Raw genomic sequence first — 20,831 nt, forward strand, 5'->3', positions numbered from 1 at the left:
ACCTCGATCGCTGCCATTGTGCGCGCCCGCGGGCGGCGGCGGCCGCCGACGCTCCGGCGCCGGGCCCGCCGAATTCCCGTCAGGCAACGCGTCCCCAATGCCCGCTGTCGGCGACACGCCCGCACACCGACTTCATCGCATCCAGATAGCGCGCAACCGATTTACGCGCGATCGGGTTGTCCGGATACATCAACGCCATCGCCGTGCCCTCCCCGTACCGGAAGATGTAAACGGTCATCTGGTAGGAGTACCGGCCGTCCGAGTAGATCCCGATGTTGTTGGCCAGGCCCATCTCGGCCGCCGCGAGGACGGCGTTGAGCGGGGCCGCGCCGCCGTGGAAGAAGTTCGACACCGGGAAGTTCGGTCGTGGCCAGCTCAGCCACGGCGCCAGCTCCAGCACCCGGTAGTAGGGCACCTTCGCCAGATGCAGCCCCGAATCGAAACAACTCTGCGCCGCCCACGCCGCCTCACCGAAGGACGTCGCGGCAATGGGAACGGTGATCGGGATCAGGCCGGTGAACCACCCCTGCGTCATGAAATTGTCCGTGGCCGCCCGCGAATCACGCGGGGTCAACCCGTAATACGTCAGCGCACCGGTGAATTCGTGCTCCACCAGGGCAAGACAGGCAAACAGGCCCCCGACGAAACGCGCGCCCGCCGCCGCGCAGGCGGACTCGAATTGCTGGGTCTGCTCGGCGCTCATCAGCAACTCGGAGGTCATGGCGCTCGTGGTGGACTCCGACGGGTTGCCCAGCGGCAGCGGGAACTCGGGAAACCCGCCGTCGTTGTTCTCCGCGAACTCGATCCACGTGCGCACCCCCGGCGAATCCACGGTCAGGGTCGAGGTGTACTCGCGTTCGCGGGAGCAGAAGTCGTCGAAGCTACCGGCGTCGGGAAGCGTCAAGGGCGCACCGCCGCCGCTCATCGCCGAATACATGCCGTTGGCCTCGAGCATCGTTGTGCCGATCAATGTCGCATCCCCGTGCACGTGGTCCATCGCGGCAAAGAACGTGAATGTGCTCTCGCTCTGCACGATTCCGAAGGTGAAGCAGCCCCACTCCAGGGGATTCGGGATCGCGACGACGTGCGCGTGGATACCCTCGACCGTCATGGTGCCGTGGTCGATCGGTGCGAATTCGATGACGGCGGGGTCGCCGATGGTGTGCCTGACAAATTCCCCGTCGCTGGTGCGCTCGAACCAGCTGCGAAACGTGTCGTGGCGGCGCAAGTAGGTGTTCACGGCGTAATCCATCGCCGCGATGTCACATCGGCCGGGAACCTCGCAGGTGGCGATGATCTGACGGGAGAAGTCCAGGCCCGCGGTGGTGCGCTCGTGAAAGTTGCGCAGGTGTTGGCCCTGCATATAGCTGACCGGCACGGTGCTGACCGGCGCGTGGCGCACCTGCTCGGCGGCCGCGGGCGTCGGGTGCCAGGAGACGACGGCGCCCGGGGACGGCAGCCAATCGTCGAGCGCGCCGATCGTGATTTTCCCGATTTGCAATATCTTCTCTTTCGATCCGGCGAGATTTTCTTGGGCAAGGCTGCCTTGAAGTGAAGGCTGCGCCGCGGCCGGGTTGGTGGCGAGACCCAAGATAGCCAGACCCAAGATAGCGTCTGTGCCGCGCGCCGTGGTGGGGGTGGACGCGTCGGCACGGCTCCGGCGATTCCGGCCGCCGAGTGGTTATGGTGATGGGCGGCCCGCCCTGGACGCGGGCCGTACGGTCAGGCCCGGTGGCGTTCGCCGGGCGCGGCGCGACGAAGGTGTCGCGGGGCAACACCGTGATGCGGTCGAGGATTATGCTGCGCAGGTTCCGCACCGGCCGGTCCGAAAAGGGCGGCTCGCGGTGTGTGGTGTGCGGCGCGTGACGTGCTCCGGGGTCTTCCGCGGCCCGGAGTCGGTAGGCCGGCGCGTGGGCATCGGACCCGCACCGGCCGAGGTGAGGAGGACAGCTGCATGGCATCCGTCGAAGGCCCTGTAGGTACGGAATCGAGTTTTGCGATCGTCGGCTACGCGGCGCGCTTTCCCGGTGCCGCGGACGCGGACGAGTTCTGGCAGGTCCTTCGCGAGGGCCGGGACGCCATCTCGGAGGTGCCCCCGGACCGGTGGGACGCCGAGGAGTTCTTCGACCCCGACCCCGACGCGCCCGGCAAGGTGGTGACCCGGCGGGCCGGCTTCGTCGACGACGTCGCGGGGTTCGACGCGCCGTTTTTCGGCATGTCGGCCCGCGAAGTCAAGTCGCTGGACCCCCAACACCGGCTGCTGCTGGAGACGGCATGGCGGGCGGTGGAGCATTCGGGAACGGCGCCAACGGCTTTGGCGAACACCAACACCGGCGTCTTCGTCGGTCTGGCCACCCATGATTACCTGGGCATGGCGTCCGACGAGCTGACGTACGCCGAGATCGAGCCCTACATGGCGATCGGGACGTCGTCGGCCGCGGCGGCCGGGCGGATCAGCTACCGGCTGGGTCTGCAGGGTCCCGCGGTCGCGGTCGACACGGCGTGCAGTTCCTCGCTGGTGGCGATCCACCAGGCCTGCCAAGCGCTGCGCCTCGGGGAATGCGACCTCGCGCTGGCCGGCGGCGCCAACGTGTTGCTCACGCCCGCCACCATGATCACGTTCTCGCACGCGCACATGCTGGCCCCCGACGGCCGGTGCAAGACGTTCGACGCGGCGGCCGACGGCTACGTGCGCGGCGAGGGCTGCGGCGTGATCGTCGTGAAGCGGCTCGCCGACGCGATCCGCGACGGCGACCGGATCCGCGCGGTGATCCGGGGAAGCGCGATCAACCAGGACGGCGCGTCGGGCGGTTTGACGGTCCCCAACGGCGTTGCCCAACAGCGGGTTATCGCCGAGGCGTGCAAACGCGCCGGCGTCGCGCCCGGTGACGTGGGGTACCTGGAGGCGCACGGGACCGGGACGTCGCTCGGCGATCCCATCGAGGCCCAGGCCGCGGGCGCCGTTTTGGGTGCCGGGCGCGAGGCGGACCGGCCCCTGCTGATCGGTTCGGTCAAGACCAACATCGGGCACCTGGAAGCCGCGGCGGGCATCGCCGGGGTGATCAAGGTGATCCTGTCGCTCGAAAACGAGTTGCTGCCAGAGCATTTGCACTTCCGGGACCCGTCGCCGCACATTCCGTGGGACCGGCTCGCGGTGCAGGTCGTGACGGAACCGACCGCGTGGGAACGCAACGGCCGGCCCCGGATCGCGGGGGTCAGCTCCTTCGGTTTCGCCGGAACCAACGCCCATGTCATCCTCGCGGAGGCTCCCGAACCGGCGGACCGAGCCACGGCGGCGCCCCAGCCGGTCGAAGCGCACCGCGAGGGGCGGCCCCGCGTGCTTGCCCTGTCGGCGCGCACCCCGGCCGCGCTGGTGCAGCTCGCCGGGAACTACCACACCTGGCTGCGCGCGCACCCCGAAGCGACCGTGGCGGATTTGTGCTTCACCGCCGGCGTGGGCCGGGCACACCTGGAACACCGCGCGGCGCTGGTCGTCGACTCGATGGCAGGCGCCCGCGACCTGCTCGCCGCGCTGGCCGAGGACCGCCCCGCGCCCGGGCTGGTCCGCGGGGAGGCGCACGACCGGCCGAAGACGGCGTGGCTGTTCACCGGCCAAGGCAGCCAGTACCCGGGCATGGCCCGCGAATTGTTCGACAGCGAGCCGGTATTCGCCGACACGGTGCGCTGCTGCGCCGAAGTGGTCGCCGACGCGCTCGAAAAGCCGTTGCTCGACGTCATTTTCGCGGTGGACGACCGGGACGGCGAGACGCTGCGGCAGACGTCGTACGCCCAGCCGGCGCTGTTCGCGATCGAGATGGGTCTGGCCCGGCTGTGGCAGTCCTGGGGTTTCGAACCCGACGTGGTGCTGGGGCACAGCGTCGGCCAGTACGCGGCGGCGTGCGTCGCCGGCGTGCTGAGCCTCGAAGACGGCGCCCTGCTGATGGCCGAGCGTGGCCGTTTGTTCGGCAGCCTGCCCGCCGGCGGCCGGATGGTCGCGGTGTTCGCCGGCGCGGAGCGCGTAGAGGCCCTCACCGACCGGTTCCCCAGCCTGTCGGTCGCCGCCTACAACGGCGCCAACACCGTATTGTCCGGTCCCGCAGGCGATGTGGACCAGGCGGTCGCGGCGCTGAGCGCCGACGGCACGCGTTGCGACCGGCTGGACACCAGCCACGCGTTCCACTCGGCGCTGCTGGACCCGATTCTCGACGAGTTCGAGAGGTACGCGGACGGCTTCACCTACGCGCCGCCGCAACGGATTCTGATCGACAACCGCACCGGCGCCGCGATCGGCCGCACCCAGAAGCTCGACGGCAACTACTGGCGCCGGCACGCCCGCCAGCCGGTCGAATTCGCCAAGAGCGTGCGGACGTTGCACGAACTGGGTTGCAAGGTGCTGCTGGAGATCGGACCGCAGCCGGTGCTCACCGCCGCGGCGCTGCGGGCGTGGCCCGAGCCGTCGACCACGCCGCGGGCGATCGCGTCGCTGCGCAAGAACACCGCCGACCACCGGCAGATCCTCGAAGCCCTCGCCGACGCCTACGCGCTGGGGCACGAACCCGACTTCCGCGCGGTGCTGCACGGGCCCGCGCGCCGGCTCGACCTGCCCACCTACCCCTTCCAGCACCGGCAGTACTGGTTCCGGGAGGGCCGCGAGGCGCCGTCGCAGCAGTCGCCGTCGACCAGCCCCGTCGTGCGGCTGCTCGAGGACGGCAAGATCGCCGAACTGGCCGCCCTCGTCGGCGGTGCCGGTGACGATGCGCACACCCTCGGTGTGCTCGCGAAGCTCGCCGCTCAGCACAACGCGCAGCGCACCACCGCCGCCATCACCGACGCGCGTTACGAATTCCGTTGGCAAACGGGCGCTCTCGCCGAATCCGGCGTCGCCGAGCCGGTCACCTGGTTGCTCGTCGGCGACCCCGGTGCCGCGATGGCGCCGCTACTCGAGGCGCTCACCGCGCGCGGCGACGACCACCGCGTCCTTGCGCTGCCCGCATCGGACACCGACGAGCAGGAGTTGACGGTCGCCCTGACGGCCGCAATGTCGGCGGCGGCCGAGCAGTCCGCGGGCTTGAGGATCGTGGCCGTCGCGGCGCCGCAGGCGTCCACCGGGCCCTCGCAGCGCGCACTGTTGCGGCTGCAACACCAGCTGCTCGGAGGCGCCCGGCGGCTCTTGGGGACCGCGGCGGCCGCCGGGCTGCGGGCGCCGATCTGGTTGGTGACCCGCGGGGCGCAGCGCGTCCTCGACGGCGACGTCGTGTCACCGGAACAGACGGCGCTGTGGGGATTCGGCCGGGCGGCCTCGCTGGAGCTGCCCCACGTGTGGGGCGGGCTGGCCGACCTGTCGACGGGCGACGCGGGCGAGTGGGCGCGGCTGCTCGACCACCTGGCCGTCGCCGATCGCCGCGAGGACCAGTTGGCGATCCGTACGGACTCGACGCACGTGCCCCGGCTGGTGCGCCGGGTCGGCGCGCCGAGCGCCGCCCCGCCGGCGGTGCGCGCCGACGCCAGCTACCTGGTGACGGGAGGCCTCGGTTCGATCGGGCTGGAGATCGCCGGCTACCTCGCGGCCCACGGTGCCAAGCACCTGGTGCTGACCAGCCGGCGCGCCCCGACCGAGGCTGCGCGGCAGCGCATCGACGCGCTGGGCGGGCAGCACGGCACCGAGATCCGCGTCGTGACCGCCGACGTCGCCGACGCCCACGACGTCGCGCGACTGCTGGCCACCGTCGCGGCCGAGCTGCCGCCGCTGGCCGGCATCGTGCATGCCGCGGGCGAGATCGCCGGCACCGCGCTCAGCGACCTCGGCGACCCCGAGATCGACCGGGTTTTTGCCGGAAAGGTCTGGGGGGCTTGGCATCTCAGCGAGGCCGCCGAGGATTTGGCGTTGGATTTCTTCGTCTGCACCTCCTCGATCGCCTCGGTGTGGGGTGGCTACGGGCAGACCGCCTACGGCGCGGCCAACGCCTTCTTGGACGGGTTGAGCTGGCGCCTGCGCGAGCGCGGCATCGCCGGTGTCAGCGCCAACTTCGGCCCCTGGTCGGTGGGCATGGCCGACGCCGAGGCGCGCGCCAAGTTGGACAAGCGCGGCATCAAGACCCTCACGCCGGCCGACGCGCTGGCCGGTCTGGCCGACCTGATCGCCGGTGACCGGGGGGCCGCGCAGGGCGTCGTGGCCCGTGTCGACTGGGCGCGATTCCTGCCGCTCTACCAGCAAGCGGGCCGGCGCGCGTTCCTGGCCGAGCTGGAGGCCGAACTCGAGGGTGAGGTGCCCGGCGGCGTCGCGGCGCGCACCAGGGCGTCCGGGAAGACGGAGTTGGTCGAACGGCTCGCAGGCGCGCCCGTGCAGCAACGCCGCAGACTCCTGTCGAACTTCCTGCGCGACGAGGTGGCCGACGTCACCCGGATAGACCCGTCCGAGATCCGCGAGGACGCCGGATTTTTCGACCTCGGCATGGATTCGCTGATGGCCGTCGAGTTGCGGCGGCGCATCGAGCAGGGGGTGGGCGCCGAGATCCCCGCGACGCTGGCCATGGACTACCCCCGGTTGTCCGACGTGGTCGACTACCTGCTCGGTGACGTCCTGGCGCTGACCGAGCACAAGTCCACCCCGGCGCCGGCCGCCGCGGCCGCGGCCGCCTCCGACGAGCCGATCGCGATCATCGCCGTGTCCTGCCGGTTCCCCAAAGCCCCCAATCCCGAGGCGTTTTGGGGCGTGCTGTCCGAAGGTGTCGACGCGATCCGGGAGGTGCCCGAGGACCGGTTCGACATCGACGAGTTCTACGACCCCGACCCGGACACCGTGGGCAAGACCTACACCCGCTTCGGCGGCTTCCTGGACGGCATCGACGGGTTCGACCCCGAGTTCTTCGGCATCTCGCCGCGCGAGGCCGTCTGGATCGAGCCGCAGCAGCGGCTCATGCTCGAAACCGTGTGGGAGGGGCTGGAGCGGGCCGGTTACGCGCCGGCGTCGTTGCGCGGCAGCCGAACCGGCATCTTCGCCGGTGTGGCGGCCAACGAATACGCGCATCTGCTCTCGGCCGAGTCCATCGACAAGATCGAGCCGTATTTCATCACCGGCAACGCGCTCAACGCGATCTCCGGGCGGGTGGCCTTCGCGCTCGGCTTCGAGGGGCCGGCGGTCGCGGTCGACACGGCGTGCAGTTCGTCGCTCGTCGCCGTCCACCAGGCGGTGCAGGCGCTGCACTCCGGTGACTGCGACCTCGCGGTGGCGGGCGGGGTGAACGTCTTGCTCAGTCCCGTGACGGTGGTCGCCGCGTCGCGCGCCCGGATGCTGTCGCCGGTCGGGCGGTGCAAGACCTTCGACGCCTCGGCCGACGGGTACGTCCGCAGCGAGGGCTGCGGCATCCTGGTGCTCAAGCGGCTCAGCGACGCGCGGCGCGACGGTGACCACGTCGCCGCGGTGATCCCGGGCAGCGCGGTCAACCAGGACGGCGCGTCGAGCGGTCTGACCGTCCCCAATGGTGGTGCGCAGCAACGGCTTATCGCCACGGCGCTGGCCCGGGCCGGCCTGTCCGGAGCGGACATCGACTACCTCGAGGCGCACGGGACGGGCACCCCGCTCGGCGACCCGATCGAGGTCCAGGCGGCCGGAGCCGTCTACGGCGCGGCGCGCGACACCAACCGGCCGCTGCTGATGGGCTCGGTGAAGACCAACATCGGCCACACCGAATCCGCGTCGGGCGCGGCGGGGCTGATCAAGGTGGTGCTGTCACTGCAAAACGGTGTGCTGCCCCCCAGCCTGCACTTCGACAACCCGTCGCCGCACATCCCGTGGGGCTCGCTGCCGGTGAAGGTCGTCGACGCGCCGACGCCGTGGGAGGCCAACGGGCGGCCGCGGCGCGCCGGTGTCAGCTCGTTCGGGTTCACCGGCACCAACGCGCACGTCCTGATCGAAGAGGCGCCGGCGGTCGCCGACGCCGAGCCCGCCGATGCCGCGGAGTCGACCGGTTCGCGCGGCGCGGTCAGCGTGCTGCCGTTGTCGGCGCGCTCCGCGGAGGCGCTGGTCGAACTCGCGCAGCGGTACGGCGCGTGGCTGACCGAACACCCGGACGCCGACATCGCCGAGGTGGCACTGACGGCCGGTGCGGGCCGCTCGCACTTCGAGCACCGCGCCGCGCTCGTGGTGGATTCGGTGCCCACGGCCCTCACGGGCATCGCCGACCTGTCCGCCGGCCAGCTGCGTCCGGGCGTGTATCGCGCCGAGTGCGCCGACCGGCCGACGACGGCGTGGCTGTTCACCGGGCAGGGCAGCCAATACCCCGGGATGGCGCGCGAATTGTTCGCCGCGGAGCCGGTTTTCGCCGAGACGGTGCAACGGTGCGCGGACGCGGTCAGCGGGACCCTCGGACAGCCGCTGCTGGACGTCATCTTCGCCACCGACCGCGAAACCGGCGGCAGGGCCGGGCAAACGCTCAAGCACACGTCGTTCGCGCAGCCGGCGTTGTTCGCCGTCGAGATGGGTCTGGCGCGACTCTGGCAGTCCTGGGGCCTCGAGCCCGACGTCGTCCTCGGCCACAGCGTGGGCCAGTACGCCGCGGCCTGCGTGGCCGGGGTGTTCAGCCTCGAGGACGGTGCCCGCCTGATGGCCGAGCGCGGCCGGCTGTTCGGCAGCCTGCCCGCGGGCGGCCGCATGGTGGCCGTCTTCGCCGACCCCACGCAGGTCGAGCAGGTGGCCGGTGCGTTCCCGAAGGTTTCGGTCGGCGCGTACAACGGGCCCAACACGGTGCTCTCGGGGCCGGTCGGCGACCTCGAGCAGGTGGTCGCCACGTTCAGCGGCGACGGGGTGCGCTGCACGTGGCTGGAGACCAGCCACGCCTTCCACTCCGAGCTGCTGGAACCGGTCCTGGGTGAATTCGAGTCGTTCGCAAGCCAATTCGCGTTCGCGACGCCGACGCTGCCGTTGGTGTGCAACCGCACGGGCGCCATCCTGACCGCGGAAACCCCGCTGGACGCGCAATACTGGCGCAGGCATTCCCGGCAGCCGGTGCAGTTCGCCGAGAGCGTGCGCACCGTCGCCGCGCTGGGTTGCACGGTGCTCATGGAGATCGGCCCGCAGCCGGTGTTGACCGGGGCCGCGGTCCAGGTCTGGCCGGAGCACCTGGCCGCACCGCGGGCCATCGTGTCGCTGCGCAAGGGCGTCGCCGACCGTCGTCAGATCGCCGACGCGTTGGCCAACGCCTACGTCAGCGGTCACCGGCCAACGTTCGCCGCGCTGCACCCGCCGCGCGGCCGCCGGCTGGAACTGCCGACCTACCCGTTCCAGCGGCGCCGCTTCTGGCCCAAGAGCTCGGCGATCACCGTCGACGGCCCGGCGATGTCGGGATTGCTCGGCAGCGGCAAGGATCTCGCGTCGGGCGACACGGTCTACACCAGCAGGCTGTCGGTCAAATCGCAGCCCTGGCTGGGTGACCACGTCATCTATGGCACCGTCGTCGTTCCCGGCGCCACCTACGCCGCGATGGCCCTGGCCGCCGTCGGCACGCCGGCGCACGTCAAAGAGGTCTTCTTCTACGAGCCGATCATCCTGCCCGACAAGGCGTCTCGCGAGGTGCAACTGACGCTGCACCCGCTCGACGAGGGCTGGAAGTTTTCGGTGCACAGCCGGCCTTACGGCGTCAAGGATGCCGAGTGGTCGCGCAACGCCGACGGCACCGCGCTCGCGGGTGCCGGCGCCGAGCCCGACCAGGCCGAGCCCATCGACGACGCGATCGAACGGATGGAGCGGATGCGTCCGCAGGAGCTGTTCGAGACCTTCGACGACATGGAGCTGTCGTGGGGCCCCAACTGGTCCGGGTCGCTGAAATCGCTGTGGCTCGGCGAGGGCGAGGCGGTCGGCGACATCTCGGTCGGCGAGGAGCTGGCAGAGAACCTGGGGACCGAGCCGATGCACCCGGTGCTGATGGACCTGTGCACGGGCGTCGCGTTTCCCGCGTTCCCGGCGCTGCGGGCGGCCGAACAAGGCGTCAGCGGGTTGTTCTTGCCGCTGCGCTACGAGCAGGTCACGCTGACCGACAAGATGCCTCGCCGGTTCTACTGCCGGGCCACGTGGCGCACCAACGAGCTGATGAGCGAAACCCAGGTCTTCGACCTGCACTACGTCGGCCGCGACGGCCGCGACCTCGGCGGCATCCACGGCTTCACCGTCAAGCGGGCGCCGCGGGAGGCGTTGTTGCGCGGGCTCGGCGGCGACGCGACCCGGTTGCTCTACACCCTGGGCTGGCACGAGGTGCCGCTGGCCGCGGCCGAGCAGGCCGCACACCCCGGCGGCACCTGGCTGGTCGCCGGGTTCGGCGAACTGGCGGCGGCGCTGCCGGGCTGCATCCCGTTCGACCGGACCGACGACTCCGAGCTGCTGGGCCAGGTGCTGGCGCACGCGCACCAGACGGGCGTGCCGTACACGGGCATCGTGTGGCGCAGCCGCGGCCGCGCGGCGAACGAGTCGACCGCCGCGGCGATCAGCCGGCTGGAGGCCGAGGTCGACAACCTGCTCAGCGCGGTGCACACCGCGCAGGAAGACAACTCGGTGAAACTGCCCGGCGGGCTGTGGATCGTCACCGAACGCGCTGTGGCGACCGAATCCGCGGAGCCGGTCGACGCGGTCCAGGCCGCGCTGTGGGGCCTGGGGCGCACCCTGGCGAACGAGGAACCGGGGCTGCGCAGCAGGCTCGTGGACGTCGACGGCTCGCCGGAGGCGGTGACGTTGCTGACCGGTTTGCTTGCCAGCCCCATCGACGAGCCGGAATTGGCTGTGCGGCAAGGCAAGGCGCTGGCGTCCCGGCTGCTGCAGTGGTCGCGTAGCGGTCACCTCAACGTGCCGCGCGCCGACGACTACGCCCTGTTGCCCACCGAACGCGGTGCGATCGACAACCTGCGTCTGACCGAGAAGGACGCCCTGCCGCCGGACGGGGGCTACGTCCAGGTGCGGGTCGAGGCCGCCGGCCTGAACTTCCGCGACGTGCTCAACGTGTTGGGCCTCTACCCCGGGGACCCGGGCCCGGTCGGTGGTGACTTCGCCGGCACCGTCACCCAACTCGGCGAGGGCGTGACCGGACTGGAGGTCGGCCAGCGGGTCTACGGCTCCATGCAGGGCGCGTTCGCCAGCCGGTTCAACGTGCCCGCCCAATTCGTGGCGCCGATCCCGGACGGGGTCAGCGCGGTGGAGGCGGCCACCATTCCGGCGGCGGCGCTCACGGTGCGGCTCTCGTTCGACTGGGCGAAGCTGAACCCCGGCGACAAGGTGCTGATCCACGCCGCCAGCGGCGGTGTCGGATTGGCGGCGATCCAGATGGCGCAGCAGCACGGCGCTCACGTCTTCGCGACGGCCAGCACCTTCAAGCGTGCGACGCTGCGCAACCTCGGCGTGGAGCACGTCTACGATTCGCGCAGCACCGATTTCGCCGACCAGATCCTGCGGGACACCGACGGCGCCGGCGTGGACGTGGTGCTCAACAGCCTGACCGGTGAGGGGTTCATCGAGGCGACGGTGCGGGCCACCGCGCGCAACGGCCGATTCGCCGAGATCGCCAAACGCGACATCTGGACCCGCGAGCAGATGGCCGAAGCCCGGCCCGACATCGCCTACGAGATCGTCGCGCTGGACACGGTGATGTTCGAAGAGCCGGAACGCATCCGCGACCTGCTCACCGAGGTGTCGGAAGGGCTGGCCAAGGGGGAGTGGATGCCGCTGCCCGCCGAGGTCTACCCGCTGACCGAGGCCAGGACGGCGTTCCGCCGCATGCAGCAGGCCCGCCACATCGGAAAGATCGTGTGCCAGATGCCCAATGCGCTGGCGCCGCAACCGGATCGGACCTACCTGATCACCGGCGGCCTGGGCGCCATCGGCCTGAGCGCGGCGGCCTACCTGGCGCAGCGCGGCGCGGGGGACATCGTGTTGACCAGCCGGCGGGAGCCGGACGCGGACGCGCGCGCGACGATCGAGGAGATCACCGAGCGCTACAAGACGCGGATCCACACGTTCTCGGCCGACGTGGGCCGCGAGCCGGACGTCGAACAGCTGCTGGAGCGCATCCGCGACGAGCTGCCGCCGCTCGCCGGTGTCGCGCATCTGGCCGGGGTTCTCGACGACGCGTTGCTCAAGCAGCAGGACCTCAACCGGTTCCGAACCACGTTGGCGCCGAAGGCCTTCGGCGCTTTGCACCTGGACCGGTTGACCCGGGACGACGCGCTGGACTTCTTCATCGTGTCCTCGTCGGTGTCGAGCTTGCTCGGCCCGCCCGGGCAGGCGAACTACTCGACGGCGAACGCGTTGCTCGATGGCCTGGTCGCGGACCGCAAAGCGCGCGGCCTGCCGGCCACCTGCATCAACTTCGGTCCCTGGGGTGGCGCCGGTATGGCCGCGTCGGAGGCGGCCAGCGCGAACATCAGCGCCCAGGGGCTGCTCCCGCTGGACGCCGCGGACGCCCTCGGCGCGCTCGCCGAGGTGGTCGCCAACGGCACCGGGCAGGCGACGGTGCTCAAGGCGAACTGGGCGCGGGCGGCGAAAGTCATGGGCGGCTCGCGGCCGCCGATCCTGGATCTGGTGCTGCCCAGCGAATCGGCCGAAGTCGTCGACAGCGAGCTGCTCAAGCAACTGCACGAGGTGCCCGAGGGGCAGCGCGCCGCTTTCCTCACCGAGCACCTGCAGCGCGAAGTGCAGCACTTCCTGCGGCTCGCCACGCCGCCCGCCGCGTCCAGCCGGTTCTTGGACCTGGGCACGGACTCGTTGATGGCGGTCGAGCTGCGCAACCGGTTGCACGCTCAGTTCGGTGGGGTGTTCACGATCAACGCCACCGCGGTCTTCGACTATCCGACGATCGGTGGGCTCGCCGAGTACTTGGCGGAGCAGGTGCCCGACGTGGTCGCGCAGCCGGGTGGGCAGTGACCCCCACCCGCGGGTGGCAGTTGAACTCGCCCCGATCGTAACTCTGGCGTCGGCGCCGTCGCGGCACCCGCGGGCCGTCGTGCCGGGCCGGCGGGGCGGTGTCGAGCGCCGCGTCGCCGAACCCCGCGGGTGCCGACCGCACGTGCCCGCGCGGCGACCGTTGCTGGGCCTTCGTGCGCGATTGAGCGCCGCGGCGCGGCGGATCGGCGGCCCGGGCCGGCGGGTGCCCACGGCGCGGCGGTGCCGAGGCCGCGAAACCGCCGACGCGCGACGACGCGGCGGGCGGCTACCGCGTGCAGCGACGTGACTTGGCGGCTGGGGATCTGTCGTAAAGTTAGCTGACTGTCAGCGACGCGGCGCCGTCGCCTCGGTGCGCGGTCGCGGTAGGTCGCGTCACCCCCACGCCCCACCCGATGCCCTGCCCGCGACGGCCACGAGGAGCTAGCAATGTCGAACATCACCTGGCACGAGCACCACATCAGCCGCGGCAGCCGGGAACAACTGAACGGGCACCGCGGCTGCGTCCTGTGGTTCACCGGGCTCAGCGGGAGCGGCAAGAGCACGGTGGCCAACACGGTCGAGCAGAAGCTCTACGAGCGCGGGGTGCGCAGTTACCTGCTCGACGGCGACAACGTCCGCTACGGGCTCAACGCCGGCCCGGACACCCTCGAACCGCGCCACGGGGCCGAGTTCGCCCGGCGGTTCGGGCTGGGCTTCTCCGCGGAGGATCGCGAGGAGAACATCCGGCGCATCGGCGCGGTCTCGAAGCTGTTCTGCGAGGCCGGCGTCATCGCGCTGACCGCCTTCATCAGTCCCTACCGGCGCGACCGCGACGCGGTGCGCGAAACCCTCGACGAGGGTGACTTTCAGGAGATCTTCATCGACACGCCGATCGAGATCTGCGAAAAGCGCGACCCCAAAGGGCTTTACAAGAAAGCGCGGGCCGGACAGATTAAGGGATTCACGGGCATCGACGACCCGTACGAAGCTCCCGCGGAGCCGGAGTTGCGGCTCGAGGGCGGCCTCAAGGACGCCGAGACGCTGGCCGACGAAGTGATTGCGCACCTCGAGAAGACCGGCATCATCCCGACCGTCGCCGCCGACCGGGACGGCGCCGAGGTCTAGGACCCCTGCGGGCCCTGCAGAAGCGCGGGGCCGGCCGAAAACGTCACTGTCAGAGGCGAATCGTCGAAACGAGGTCAGCAGATGAGCTATACGGGACACAACGGAAAGCCGATCGTGCAGCGGGTGTCGACCGAGGGCGCGGCCGGCCGGATCGAGGGCTTGCCGCGAGTTCCGATATCGAAGGCGACGGCGCACGAGGTCATCAGCCTCTCCTACGGGTTCTTCACGCCGCTGACCGGGTTCATGGGCCGCCACGAGGTGGACAGCACGCTGGACAAACTGCAGCTCCCGGACGGAACGCTGTGGAGCATTCCGATCGTGTTCGACATCTCCGCCGACGACATCGAGAGGCTGGGCATCACGGAGGGCGCCAGCGTGGTGCTCGACTACCTCGACGCCCCGATCGCGATCTTCGACGTCGCCGAGATCTACGAGTACGACCTGCACAGCCTCGCCGAAAAGACCTATGGGACAACGGATCCGCGGCATCCCGGGGTGAAGAAGACGCTGGCATATGAGAACCGGTTCGTCGGCGGGGACATCACGCTGATCAACGAACCGGTCTTCAACGAGCCCTTCAAGAGCTTCTGGCTGACCCCGATCCAGCACCGCGAGGCGGCGCAGCGCAAAGGCTGGCAGCACGTCGTCGCTCACCAGACCCGCAACGTCCCGCACACGGGTCACGAGGCGCTGATGAAGCAGGCCTGGTTCGCCGCCAACGAGGACTTGCCCGTCGACACGTTGAAGACCGGCGTGCTCGTTAACGCGATCATGGGGCAGAAAAGGATTGGCGACTACGTCGACGAGGCCATCCTGCTGACCCAAGACGCGCTGCGCACCAGCGGGTACTTCCGCGAGGACGTGCACATGGTGTCGTTCACCTTGTGGGACATGCGGTATGCCGGCCCTCGGGAGGCCATCTTCCACGCCATCCTGCGGACGAATCTCGGCTGCACGCATCACATGTTCGGGCGCGACCACGCCGGGGTCGGCGATTTCTACGGCCCCTACGACGCGCAGAACCTGCTGCAGCAACACCGGGACCAACTCGGTCTCAAGCCCGTCTTCCTGCGCGAGAACTGGTTCAGCCCGGAGTGTTCCGGCATCGAAAGCTCGGCGCTGTGCGGCTTCGACGAGACGGCCCAGAGTTTCAGCGGCAGCTTGATCCGAAGCATCCTGACCGACGAGGTGAAGCCGACGCGCATGGTGATGCGGCCCGAGGTTTTCGACGTGGTCATGCAGAGCGCCGCCCAGTACGGGCAGGGGTCGCCGTTCGTCGACGAAGAGTATCTGCAGAACCGGCTTCCCATCTTCTACCTGGAGCAATTGGAGGGACGCGACCGATGAGCACGACCGACGCCGCGATCAAGGTCAATGTCTGGATCAACGAGGAGCGGCTGCAGGCGCTGGCGGAGGCGGGGATGGCCGATTCGGCCAGAGAGGCCTTCGCCGGCATGAAGCTGCTGGAGATCTACACCACCGAAGAGCAGAAAGACGTTGTGTTGCAGCGATTTCCGGGTGCGAAGTACGACTCGGCCACCACCAAGTCGATCGAGTTGCTCCCCAAGAAGGCCAAGGACAGGCTGCTGGAGCTGTCCATCGCGCTGCATTCCACCGGGCCCGACGTGGTGGAGCGGTTCCTCGCCGAATCGCAGCCCTAGCGCTACAGGCTGATCGCGCCGACCGCGAGCAGGACAGCACCGACCGCGGCCAACAGGCCCGCGACCTCGGTGTCCCGCCGCGACCGTATCCACCGCTGCAGCGCGGTCATGGTGGCGCGCGTCGCCTCGGGCGTGATGGCGTAGGCGATCAGCGGGATCTCGACGAAGGCGAACGCGACCACGTTGAACACCACCAGCGCGCCGACCTGGCTGACGACCGCGGCACGCGACGCCAGGATGGCGGCCAGGGCGGCCAGGTAGTCCACCGACGGCAGCGCGATGCCCAGCCCGGCCGCCGCCGCCACCCAGAGCGAGCGCTCGTTGCGGATCCGGGTTCGCCACGAGGCCAACCGTCCTGGCGCTCCCCCGGAGCCGTCCCGCTCGTCGCCGGCCGGCGCTGCCCGATCGCGCCGCGATCGCCGCAGGACGCTCGCCCGGCCCGCCAGCACGGCCGCGGCCAGCAGCGCCAGCGCACCGATCATGACCTGCACCCGGGGCAGCGTGAAGTATGTGGCTGCGGGCAACACGCGCCGAAAGACGAACAGCACCGCCAGGCCGACCGTCGTCCCCATCGCGAAGCCGCCGGACAGGAAGGCCAGTAACTGCAGCGCCGGCCTGGGCCGGTTGAGCATCAGCACGGTCATGCCGATGCGGAACGGCTCCAGGCTGACGGCGAGGGCCATCACGACGATGGTGACCAGCACGGCGGACGGGATCAAGGCGCCGGGGCCCGCAATGTCTCGCCCGCGCAGGCGTGGACCTCCCGCACGAGTTGGCGCATGCGGGCCACGTTACCGGGGAACGGCCCCGCGGCCGCCGGGGTGGTACGGGGTGTCGCTATCGTTGCTGCGCGACCCGCAGGCCCAGCGAAAACAGCAGTCGCACCTCGGGATCGGCCAGCGACACCGCCAGCAGCCTCTCGATCCGGCGCACCCGGTAGCGCACGGTGTTGGGGTGTACCTGCAGCGACCGCGCGGCCGCGCCGATGTCGCCGAAGCTGTCCAGGTAGGTGCGCAGCGTCTCGGCCAGCACCGGCTCCTGCGCGCGCAACTGCGCGATCCGCGGGTCGAGCAGTCGGTCCTCGCCGCCGACGAGCGTCACGATTTCGTCGAGCAGGACGGTGGTGCGCGCCTCGGCCAACGACGTTACCGGCCCGATCGAAACCGGATGGCGCTCAGCGCTGTCCAGCACGCGGTCGATCTCCACGCGGGCCGCGGCGACCCCGCCCAGGCCGGCGATCGGCGCGGCGATGGCCGCCCGCAGCTGCACGCCCAGCTCGGCGCGCAACGCGCCGACCGCCCCCCGCGCCCACGACGCGACCGCGCGGGGCTGCGTCTGCGGCAGCAGCACGTAGATCCGCGACGCCCGCGTGGCCACCTGCGCGTCGTGGCGAAACGCGTTGGCGCTCAGCGCGATCACCTCGTCGAGCCGGGCCAGCCGGGGGGTGCTGCCCGTGGCGTCCCAACCGACGAGCGCCGCGGGGCCGTCGGCGCTCAGGCCCAGGTCGCGCGCGGCGGCGGCGACGTCGTCGGGCGTCACGGGGCCGGCGTCGGTGAGCCCGAGGAGTTGCTGCACGCGGCGCGCCTGCGTCGACGGGCGGGCCGCCAGGCGCGCCAGGATGCGCCCCGCCAGGACGGCCGCGCCGCGCAGCATCTCCTCGGCGTCGTCGGCCAGCGGCGTCGAACCTTGCTGCACCCAGATGGTGCCGGCAAACACCGGGGGTCGCCGGGCGTCGGGCGCCGGCCGGTAGATGCCGACGGCCAGCCGGGGACGCAGCCCCAACTCGGGCCGCTCGGCGACGCGCACCACCTCGTTGCCCGCCCGCAGCGCGTCGAAGATGCCCCACTGGCCGATCCACTCCAGGTGATCGGGCGGGCCGGCCCGGCCGAGGATGGACAGCCGGCGCAGCTCGTCGGCCTCGTCGTTGGACGCCGAGTAGGCCAGCACGTGGGAGCGGGCGTTTTCGATGCTGACCATGCCGTGGATGCGTTCGGCGAGCGATTGCGCCAACCCGAACAGGTCGGTGCCCGAGTCGTCCACCGCGTCGGCGCGGTCGCGGTGGTGCTCCAGGACGTGGTTGACCAAGTGGTACAGCCGCTCCCAGCGGGCCCTCGGGTCGACGGCGACGACGGCCGACCCGGCCGCGACGGCGGCGCTGACCAACGCCGCCGACGGTTCCTTGACGAAGACCGCCACCGGCACCCGGTCCCGCGCCTGGTCGTCGACCCAGCGCAACCCCTCGGCGTCGCCGACACCCACCAGGAAGAAGACGTCGGCGGAGCTCGCCGCCGCCGCCAGACCCAGCCGGACGTCGTCGGAATCGATGAACGCCGTCGAGCGCACCGACAGGTCCAGGCCGCGCGGCGCGTCCACCAGGCTGACCAGCGTCGCGTCCAGCGCGAGCAGCAACTGACCCAGCCCGACACCGGCCATGCTGTCCGATCGTACTACTCTCGCGCGCCAGTCTTGTCCGATCGGCTAAATTCCTGCGCGTCCGGCGCGAGGACCCTGGCACCATGGACGCGATCACCCAAGTCCCCGTGCCGGGCAACGAGCCCGTTCACGACTACGCCCCGCACTCGCCGGAACGCGCCCGGCTGCGCGCCGAACTCGCCGCCCTGGCCGACAATCCCCTCGACCTGCCCCACGTGATCGGCGGTAAACACCGGATGGGCGACGGCGATCGCGTCGACGTCGTGCAGCCACACCGCCACGCCGCCACGCTCGGCACCCTGACCAACGCCGTGGCCGCCGACGCGGCAGCGGCCATCGACGCCGCGACGTCGGCGAAACACGATTGGGCCGCAACGCCTTTCGACGAGCGGGCCGCGGTGTTCCTGCGGGCCGCCGACCTGCTGGCCGGGCCGTGGCGCGAAAAGATCGCCGCCGCAACCATGCTCGGCCAGTCCAAGTCGGCCTATCAGGCTGAGATCGACTCGCCGTGCGAACAGATCGACTTCTGGCGCTTCAACGTGGCGTTCGCGCGCCAGCTGCTGGCGCAGCAGCCGATCAGCGGGCCGGGGGAGTGGAACCGCAGCGATTACCGGCCGCTGGACGGGTTCGTGTACGCGATCACCCCGTTCAACTTCACCTCCATCGCGGGCAACCTGCCGACGGCGCCGGCGCTGCTGGGCAACACCGTGGTGTGGAAGCCGTCGATCACCCAGACGCTATCGGCCTACCTCACCATGCAACTGCTCGAAGCCGCGGGCCTGCCGCCCGGGGTGATCAACCTGGTGACCGGTGACGGCCTCGCGGTCTCCGACGTGGCGCTGGCCGATCCGCGGCTGGCGGGGATCCACTTCACCGGTTCGACGGCCACCTTCGGCCAGTTGTGGCAACGGGTGGGCGCCAACATCGACCGCTACCAGAGCTATCCGCGACTCGTCGGGGAGACCGGCGGCAAGGACTTCGTGCTCGCCCACGCCTCGGCGCGCCCGGAGGTGTTGGCCACGGCCCTGATCCGCGGCGCCTTCGACTACCAGGGGCAGAAGTGCTCGGCGGCCTCGCGCGCCTTCGTCGCCGAGTCGGTGTGGCGGCGCATGGGCGACGAGTTCCTGGACCAGACGGCGGCGCTGCGCTACGGCGACGTCACCGATCTGAGCAATTTCGGCGGCGCGCTGATCGACCGGCGCGCGTACGCCAAGAACGTCGACGCCATCGAACGGGCCAAGGGCGCCGCCCACCTGACCGTCGCGGTGGGCGGCGAATACGACGACAGCGTCGGGTATTTCGTGCGCCCCACCGTGCTGCTCTCCGACGACCCGACCGACGAGGCGTTCGCCACCGAATACTTCGGCCCACTGCTGGCGGTGCACGTCTACCCCGACGACGACTACGACCGCATCCTCGAAGTCATCGACACCGGCTCCCGGTACGCGCTGACCGGTGCCGTCATCGCCGACGACCGCGCGGCCGTGCTGAAAGCCCAGGAGCGGTTGCGGTTCGCGGCCGGCAACTTCTACGTCAACGACAAGCCGACCGGCGCGGTCGTCGGGCGCCAGCCGTTCGGCGGGTCGCGCGGGTCGGGGACCAACGATAAGGCGGGGTCGGTGCTCAACCTGATGCGCTGGACCTCGGCCCGGACCATCAAGGAGACGTTCGTGCCCGCGACCCGGCACGGCTACCCGCACATGGACGCCGACTGATGGCCGGCGTGTTCGCCGGCACCCTGCGCCCGGTGATCTTGGCGGCCGGCCGCGGCGAGGGGTTGCGCCGCGCCGCCGAGCGCCTACCCGCCACCCGCAGGGTGGTGCGCCGGTTCGTCCCGGGCGAGACCGTCGACGCCGCGCTGGGAACCGCTGCGGCGCTGCGTGATTCGGGTCGCCTGGTCAGCCTCGACTACCTCGGCGAGGACGTCACCGACGTCCGCGACGCCGACGCCGCGGTGCGGGTCTATCTCGACCTGATCGAGCGCCTCGGGCGCCGCGACGCGCAGCCGGCGGGCGGCGTGCGCCCGTTGGAGGTGTCGGTGAAGCTGTCCGCGCTGGGGCGGGCGCTGGACCGCGACGGCGCAAAGATCGCGCGGGACAACGCCTTCGCGATCTGCGCGGCGGCGCAACGTGCGGACGTGTGGGTGACCGTGGACGCCGAGGACCACACGACCACCGACACCACGCTGTCCATCGTGCGGGAACTGCGCGGGGACTTCGACTGGCTCGGGGTGGTGTTGCAGGCCTACCTGCGGCGCACCCTCGGCGATTGCGCGGAGTTCGCCGGGACCGGGGCGCGGGTCCGGCTGTGCAAGGGCGCCTACGACGAACCGGCGTCGGTGGCCTACCGGGACGCGGCCGCGGTCACCGAGTCCTACCTGGCATGCCTGCGGGTGCTGATGGGCGGCGCGGGCTATCCGATGGTGGCCTCGCACGACCCGCAAATCGTCGAGGCGGTTCCGCGGCTGGCCGGGCAGTTCGGCCGTGGCACAGCCGACTTCGAGTACCAGATGCTCTACGGCATCCGCGACGACGAGCAGCGCCGGCTGGCCGAAGCGGGCAACGCCGTGCGGGTCTACGTCCCCTTCGGCGGGCAGTGGTACGGCTACTTCATGCGGCGGCTGGCCGAACGGCCCGCCAACCTCGCGTTCTTCCTGCGCGCGCTGGCCCATCGGTGAGCGCGCGGGTCTGGGCCGTCGGGACGCGGTGCGC

General features: G+C 70.9%; 9 protein-coding genes. 6 read left to right on the forward strand and 3 right to left on the reverse strand.

All coding sequences use genetic code 11. From position 1 onward, the window contains the following. Positions 1 to 79: 79 nt before the first annotated feature. A complete protein-coding gene (locus A5700_RS08975) occupies positions 80 to 1,501 on the reverse strand; it encodes a condensation domain-containing protein (protein ID WP_068069515.1) in 1,422 nt (473 codons plus the stop codon). Positions 1,502 to 1,954: 453 nt separating this feature from the next. Here A5700_RS08975 and A5700_RS08985 point away from each other — a divergent pair, with 453 nt between their 5' ends. The 4 genes from A5700_RS08985 to A5700_RS09000 all read left to right on the forward strand — a co-directional run bounded on the left by A5700_RS08985 (position 1,955) and on the right by A5700_RS09000 (position 15,687). Next, positions 1,955 to 12,901 carry a type I polyketide synthase gene (locus A5700_RS08985; protein WP_068204629.1) on the forward strand — a complete coding sequence of 3,649 codons (10,947 nt, stop codon included), beginning with the start codon at positions 1,955 to 1,957 and terminating at the stop codon, positions 12,899 to 12,901. Between the two features lie 447 nt (positions 12,902 to 13,348). Then, entirely contained in the window at positions 13,349 to 14,026 is a 678-nt protein-coding gene (gene cysC / locus A5700_RS08990) for an adenylyl-sulfate kinase (protein WP_068204633.1), read from the forward strand. 81 nt (positions 14,027 to 14,107) lie between these two features. Next, positions 14,108 to 15,373: a sulfate adenylyltransferase gene (gene sat / locus A5700_RS08995; protein ID WP_068069523.1), complete on the forward strand. Its 1,266-nt coding sequence runs from the start codon at positions 14,108 to 14,110 to the stop codon at positions 15,371 to 15,373. After that, positions 15,370 to 15,687 carry a hypothetical protein gene (locus A5700_RS09000; RefSeq protein WP_068069525.1) on the forward strand — a complete coding sequence of 106 codons (318 nt, stop codon included), beginning with the start codon at positions 15,370 to 15,372 and terminating at the stop codon, positions 15,685 to 15,687. The genes sat and A5700_RS09000 overlap by 4 nt, the downstream gene beginning before the upstream one ends. Before the next feature lie 2 nt (positions 15,688 to 15,689). Here the strand turns inward: A5700_RS09000 and A5700_RS09005 are convergent, their stop codons facing one another. Next, positions 15,690 to 16,391 (reverse strand): GAP family protein, encoded by a 702-nt coding sequence (locus tag A5700_RS09005; protein ID WP_068069527.1) that lies wholly within the window; start codon positions 16,389 to 16,391, stop codon positions 15,690 to 15,692. Positions 16,392 to 16,524: 133 nt separating this feature from the next. Continuing rightward, positions 16,525 to 18,120 carry a CdaR family transcriptional regulator gene (locus tag A5700_RS09010; protein WP_068069530.1) on the reverse strand — a complete coding sequence of 532 codons (1,596 nt, stop codon included), beginning with the start codon at positions 18,118 to 18,120 and terminating at the stop codon, positions 16,525 to 16,527. An 83-nt stretch (positions 18,121 to 18,203) separates the two neighbouring features. Here A5700_RS09010 and pruA point away from each other — a divergent pair, with 83 nt between their 5' ends. Both pruA and A5700_RS09020 read left to right on the forward strand, forming a co-directional pair. Further along, a complete protein-coding gene (gene pruA, locus A5700_RS09015) occupies positions 18,204 to 19,835 on the forward strand; it encodes an L-glutamate gamma-semialdehyde dehydrogenase (protein WP_068069532.1) in 1,632 nt (543 codons plus the stop codon). Continuing rightward, positions 19,835 to 20,797: a proline dehydrogenase family protein gene (locus A5700_RS09020; protein ID WP_068069534.1), complete on the forward strand. Its 963-nt coding sequence runs from the start codon at positions 19,835 to 19,837 to the stop codon at positions 20,795 to 20,797. Before pruA ends, A5700_RS09020 begins: the two co-directional genes overlap by 1 nt. Positions 20,798 to 20,831: the final 34 nt, after the last annotated feature.

The sequence above is a fragment of the Mycobacterium sp. E1214 genome (assembly GCF_001666755.1).
In the GTDB taxonomy this organism is placed as follows: domain Bacteria; phylum Actinomycetota; class Actinomycetes; order Mycobacteriales; family Mycobacteriaceae; genus Mycobacterium.